Origin of the sequence: Kosmotoga sp. DU53 (assembly GCF_001639905.1) — a bacterium.
In the GTDB taxonomy this organism is placed as follows: Bacteria; Thermotogota; Thermotogae; order Petrotogales; family Kosmotogaceae; genus Kosmotoga; species Kosmotoga olearia.
This window is the reverse complement of sequence record NZ_JGCK01000039.1, coordinates 1-6,031: the sequence shown is the minus strand read 5'-3', so window position 1 is coordinate 6,031 and position 6,031 is coordinate 1. Positions and strand designations below refer to the sequence as shown.

The 6,031-nt window shown below is 36.9% G+C and carries 6 protein-coding genes; 5 read left to right on the top strand and 1 reads right to left on the bottom strand.

Annotation, left to right across the window (positions count from 1 at the left end):
- The first annotated feature begins 475 nt into the window (after positions 1–475).
- The 5 genes from DU53_RS05570 to DU53_RS05550 all read left to right on the top strand — a co-directional run bounded on the left by DU53_RS05570 (position 476) and on the right by DU53_RS05550 (position 5,218).
- Positions 476–982, top strand: coding sequence for a hypothetical protein (locus DU53_RS05570; RefSeq protein WP_063727922.1), 507 nt, complete (start codon positions 476–478; stop codon positions 980–982).
- 60 nt (positions 983–1,042) lie between these two features.
- On the top strand, positions 1,043–2,239 hold the full coding sequence (locus DU53_RS05565; protein WP_063727921.1) for a hypothetical protein: 1,197 nt from the start codon (positions 1,043–1,045) through the stop codon (positions 2,237–2,239).
- Positions 2,240–2,312: 73 nt separating this feature from the next.
- On the top strand, positions 2,313–3,239 hold the full coding sequence (locus tag DU53_RS05560; protein WP_063727918.1) for a hypothetical protein: 927 nt from the start codon (positions 2,313–2,315) through the stop codon (positions 3,237–3,239).
- 185 nt (positions 3,240–3,424) lie between these two features.
- Positions 3,425–3,976, top strand: a complete 552-nt coding sequence (locus tag DU53_RS05555) for a hypothetical protein (protein WP_063727917.1) — start codon at positions 3,425–3,427, stop codon at positions 3,974–3,976.
- Between the two features lie 45 nt (positions 3,977–4,021).
- On the top strand, positions 4,022–5,218 hold the full coding sequence (locus DU53_RS05550) for a PQQ-binding-like beta-propeller repeat protein (RefSeq protein WP_063727915.1): 1,197 nt from the start codon (positions 4,022–4,024) through the stop codon (positions 5,216–5,218).
- A gap of 383 nt (positions 5,219–5,601) precedes the next feature.
- On the opposite strand, the gene DU53_RS05545 is transcribed toward DU53_RS05550, so the two are convergent.
- Positions 5,602–5,841, bottom strand: a complete 240-nt coding sequence (locus DU53_RS05545) for a type II toxin-antitoxin system RelE/ParE family toxin (RefSeq protein ID WP_063727913.1) — start codon at positions 5,839–5,841, stop codon at positions 5,602–5,604.
- Between the last annotated feature and the right edge of the window lie 190 nt (positions 5,842–6,031).

Here is a 6,031-nt window from a genome sequence, read left to right as displayed (position 1 = left end):
TTTGCTGATGAAACAGATGCAAATGCTAACACAGAAAACACAAATCCTGTGATAACCCAGCATGCCGACAACTGACTCATTCTCATTCTATCACAACCGGCCATGGACAAAACTCGCAGAATTGCACAAAAAGGCTAAAGTGAAATAGGCTGTAACAAGAAAACAGCTAAAGTGGGGCAGTGCGGAAAATGCATAAGAAAATTCTTTTAATTCCAAACTCGAAGAACTCAACAGAGATCAAGACACACAGATAGTTTCTGTATTATTACCTGATCGATAGTTGGAAATATATGAGCCGGATTTTTATATCTCTTGTTGTGTTAGAGGTAAAGCAAGATTGTGATGTCTAAATACGGGGTTGTAGTCCTTTTTGGGGTACAGGAATATTTCTTGATATAGTCATTAACTTTGCTCTAACATGGGTGAACATCCTAATCTTTTGGTGTGATTTTACTCAAAAAGGAGGCGATATGTTATGAGGAAATCCTGGTGTTTCTTGATTGTTCTTTTTATTGCTGTTAGCATTATTGGAGGTCCTGCAGCCCAACCGATTGAAGAGTATGTCGATTATCAGTACAAATATTTAAACTCACTTTTTATGGGTGCAACTGCTTGGTCTATAGAAGATAGAGAATGGAACAATAGCTCTATTTCATGGGATTTTAGATATCAAATAGAAGTAACAAAAACGTGGAAATGGAGTTTAGGAGCCGATATGCTGGATCTACTTCACATTTACGGAGGAGTAAGCGGATCTGTTGTTACAACGAAAGAATATAATGTTTCAATCCCACCTATGATGATATGGACTCTCTATAAAAGGCAGTCTACAACCAATTACTATTATATGTATTGGAAAGTTAAAATAACTGTGTATGACAACGGAGATATCGTCTGTGAACCAGATTACGACAGTAAAAGACTTTTCTATAAATCTGAGACTTACGAAGAACATAAAACAACATTTGATCCCATTACTTAGATAAACTTTGAGTAAGTATCTGAGTTCACCCATGTTAGATCACTAACGGAGGACAGAAAAATGAGAAAACTCATAATACTTTTTTTGATGTTTATTTTGATATTTTCGATGGGAATTAGCAAATCTGAATATCTTAGGTTAACCGTAAAAGGTGTAATAAGTTTAGCACTAAAAAATTCCGTCCAATATCAACTTTCAATGTCTAATATTAAGGAACTGGAGAAAAAACAAGAACTAATCTCGCTCTTCTCTCCAAGACTTTCTACATTTTTAAATTTTCAATCAACTGGTAATAGTCTTTCTTTAGGATTGAGCATTCAGATTCCAATTTCACCTATTCTTGCAGTCAACAAAAGATGCACTATTCAGGAACTTAAAAGAGAGGTTGAAGTAATAAGATCACAAAAAACATCTGCAGAAACCCTAAAGAATGCTTTGAACTTGTTTAGCTTATTGAGTAACGAAAAGTCTTTACTATCTATGTATGAAACACTATTGGCGCAAATACAACAAAATTCGTTTCCAAAAGAAACAATCCGTGAAATATCGTATGCAATAAAAAAGCACAAAATAACAATGGAAGAAATGGAATTCGATCTAAAGAATATGCTAGGCATTCCCCAAAACAAGAATATTTTGATTGGCGAAGAATTAATAAATTCAGATTACTTTAATGAATTGGTGAGCAAAATTCATAATCTAATGGCTAACACAAATATCCCAAAATCTCCAGATGTGCTTTTAACTAAAAAAAATGCTAGAATACTTGAACTTGAGCGAGAAACAAGTAGAATAATGGATGCTGTCAGTTTTTTTGTAGACTTGAACAGAATGAGCAACACATTCGATAGTGGAACAATTGAATTTTCGTATGGAATACGCATAAACCTTTTAGATTTGCCAGGTAATATTAATCTTTCAATAGACATTAGCAAAGGAAAAGATCTCGAACTTTCGCTTAATACCATCATTGGTGGATTGAACCGTGTTAGAGATTTTAATGATCACTTAACAGCAAACGATAAAGAAATGGAAAAAGCTCAAATGACTTACGAGCACAACTTGCGAATTCTGTACCAAAAGTTACTTGTTTATCGAGATGAATATGAAGATCTTATAAGCACATGCAACCCTCCGCTGAACGGGGACCCCAATGTTTTCCTATCTTATTTTAGTGAAGCAGAAAAAATGCTGAGGAAAAGAGCATTATACATCCAAACAGTTTTAGAATTAGCACAACTCTTGATGATATTTTAGACAATATACTTACAACAATTTTGCAAACTGCGTGCAATGTAAACTCAATTACAAAAAATTCGAGGTGATTTGAATGAAAAGGTTGTTTGTTGCTTTCTTCATTTTATCCATGCTTATTTCTACAGTTACATTATTTTCAGCACAGAGCGATTTTTCCTTTGTGTATCTGGATGTTTTAAGATACACAGATTATCCATGGTCTCGTACCAGGGTAAACTGCGATCCTTTTGGAAATATCGTTATTTACAACGATTTGGATCCTGCAAAGTTTTATGTAACAAACATCCAGAACCCGAAGGAATTTATAACCATTGACAAGAAAAAAGTAAAAGGAATTCCGAACTTTGATTTCATACTTATTTATGGAGCAGACATCTTCAAGAACAGTGTGTTCTTTCTGGAAAGTTATTCCTGGAAAACTTCCCAAGGTCCGCTTTATCTGCAAAAAAGCCCGATTTACCTGGTCGAATACGACTACAAAAACAACTTCGCAAAAATAGTCACTTCAAATAAACCAAGGTCCAGTTTTGATGTAAGCATTTCAAAAGATGGAAGTAAGATTGCATGGTCCGTTGTAAATGATCATCGCACGGAACTTCATGTTCTTGACATGAAAACGGGTTCTGATGCACCTGTTTCTACGAATGTTTATACAATGCCTCCCCTTTCACCCATCTGCGATTGGAGCGATAGCGGAAAAATATGCTTTGCATTGCGATTTGGAGACAAGCTAGCCATTGCTACTCCCAAAGATAAAGGTTACGAGATAGAGAGTTATAACTCCCCTCAATTAGATGTTATACCTGAATGGCAGGATATAATCTCCCCGTTTTTTGTTAATGAGACGGTTGTAGGATTTGCAGATCAAACTCAAGGAAAATTGATTCTGTACGACATTGCACAAAACAAAGTCATTCTAAAGAAAGAACTTCCCCGAACATGGCTAAGCATTCATTATACGTCAGGAAAGATATTAATCGCATACACGAGTCAGAAATGATATGTTCTACCATTGATGAAAATGAACTTTAGTGTATTCTCGTGAAAAAACAAATTTTTATTGGATGCGATTTTTTATGTGCCCTCATTTAGGCATTAAATAGAGTTTTTCTCATTTGAAGGTTGCCGTTAGATAAAACCCTCCCCTTGTTTCAGTTATAACGGAAAAATGCGAATGTAACAATAATGAAGGAAATGATACCAGGAAGTACATTTTTAGAACGCTTAGCGGATACCAATTTGCCTGCAAATGGGGAAGGAGGAACCATTTACTATGCCTCCATATACGGGGAACAGAAAAAGATAACGGAGTTGCTGGAAACAATAAGTCAAGATAGTACGGAAGTTGGAGAAAACATGAAATTCACAGAGAATATGTGTGAAACACTGAGTGTATCGTATTTGGTAACGGGGGCGTGGTACATGGCAACGAGTTTTTGGAATGTTCACAGATTTTGTGTAGGAGCGCTATATGTGGCAGGAGGAGGGTATTTGAATCCCGATTATGGGATACAATTTGCATGGGACAATGTGGTAGTGGGATCAGATGAAAGTGACGGGGTAGTACCTGTGGCATCACAGATATTCCCAGAGGATGTTGTATCACCCGGAGCGAGATATATAGAACCCAAACCAGCACCAGATGCGAACCATCTGACAGAAACTGCTACGAATACCGAGGTTAGTGAAAGGCTTACGGATATAATAGACATAATTCTAGATAATGAGCAGCAATAAATAAGGCGGGGTACTCCCCCGCCTTTGGTTGGGAGGAAGAAAAAAATGAAAAAAGTAGTAATAATAAGTGTGATGATTATTTTATGCTTTCTGGCCTCTTCATGTTCTTCGCTTCTGCCGCATGAAAACAATTACGTGCAGTTGTATATGAAGTTGAAATTTGAGCCTGAAATATCATTTTGTACGCATCCGTCAGAATGTATATACGATGAAGAAACTGGAGTTGTTTATACAAGAGGAAGAGAAGAATTAGTAGCAGCTATTGATATAAATCGAAAAAAATTATTATGGGATAGAAGAATAAGATCGGATAATAAAAGGGTTTTTGACATAGAGCTTGGAGGAGACAATATATATATTATTCGAGTAGCATCGAAAGAAGCAAGCTCAGCAATATTAGCTTTGAACAAAAGAACAGGTGAAATAACCTGGGAATATTTACTTGAAGACGGCTCACCGGATAATGGAATGGCTTTGCAAAATGGATTTTTGTATGCAGTCGAATATATGAGGGATGGGTATAGTACAGTAATAAAGCTTGATAGCGAAAATGGAAGAGAAATATGGAAAAGCGAAAGGATATTAGCACCGAAAGCGACGGATCCGGTGATAGATGAGGAAATGGGACTGTTATATGTAGGCAGCAGAGATTTTGAGGAGGTGTATGGTTACAATCCGGTATTTTATGCTATAGATATGGAAACGGGTAAGGTGGTATGGAAATATGAGGTTAGGAGTGAGCACAGAGATGACTTTTATACAGTTCCGGTGGTATGTGGAGACAGTGTATATGGAGCGACATGGTTTGGACTTGTTCTAAGATTGAAAAGAGATACCGGTGAAGTAGTGTGGAAGAGACGTTATTTCCCAGATGACAGCAGTGTTCATCCAGTGAACTGGGGATTTGGGAATAGATTGCAAATATATGATGACAAGTTGATATTGATGAGGCCAGCAGGGTATATATATGCGTTAGACACAGAGAATGGGGATGTGGTATGGAAGGCATGGACAAGGTACTCTGCCGATGATGTTTATTTAGACAAAGAAAGCGGAAGAATATACGTACATAATTGGGGCCCTGAGATAAGGTGTTATTCGGCAAAAGATGGAAAATTAATCTGGATGTATGAATACGAAGACGGACGAGGAAGAGTAGGAGGGGCACCGTACAAGGTGGGAAAATATATCTTCGATGGAGATGCAGGTGGTAATTTTTACATTCTTGAGGAGTTGAGGTGATTGGGTAGTACCAATTGCATCACAGATATTTCCAGAGGATGTTGTATCTACATCGATCATAAAATATAGAAAACGTCAATCAAAAATACAATGCAAATCTATCAGCTAGGATTTTACTTCTCGAGGAAGGAAGCCATATAGAGCCGGATATTCCCATAAATGTGAGTCTTGAGGGAAAAATATCTTGGATAATTGGCAAAGCTGATCCTATGATTTATAAAGCCCTTCAGATTGTCAAAAAAGCCTGGGAATAGCCTTATTTCATTTCCGAATAGTTCGAGATTTTCATAACTGTTGGGGGGACACTTCCTCTTCCATGGGCTTAGGAAAGATTTCAATACACTTTAGTGGATAACTCTTACCAGGATCTGGGATACTTAATTCTATTTATACACATCTCCTCGCACATCTATCCTGTAAACATAAATCGTATTGTCTTCACGTTTGAATAGAATACGGTGATTACTGACACGTAATCTATAAAATCCCTGATACTTACCCTTTAGCGGCTTAACATCACCGAGGGGAATGTTTTTTATAGCTGAAACGATTTTCTCACGTATATTTTTTGGTAATTTATCAAGATACTTTTTCGCTTGCTTTGAGAGAAACGTTTTCCCCAAACTATGCACTTAGAAGAAAGAGGAAATACAGGTCATTGAAAAAGGCATGGGAACCTAGTAAATTAGTTGTGAAGCCAAACACAACATATGGAGGTTTCCCATGCCCACAACTAATATACCACAACTTCTAAATTCTATGTGTGAAGAGATTTCTTTTCCCAGGTCTGAGCACAAAACACTGCTGCTCGAT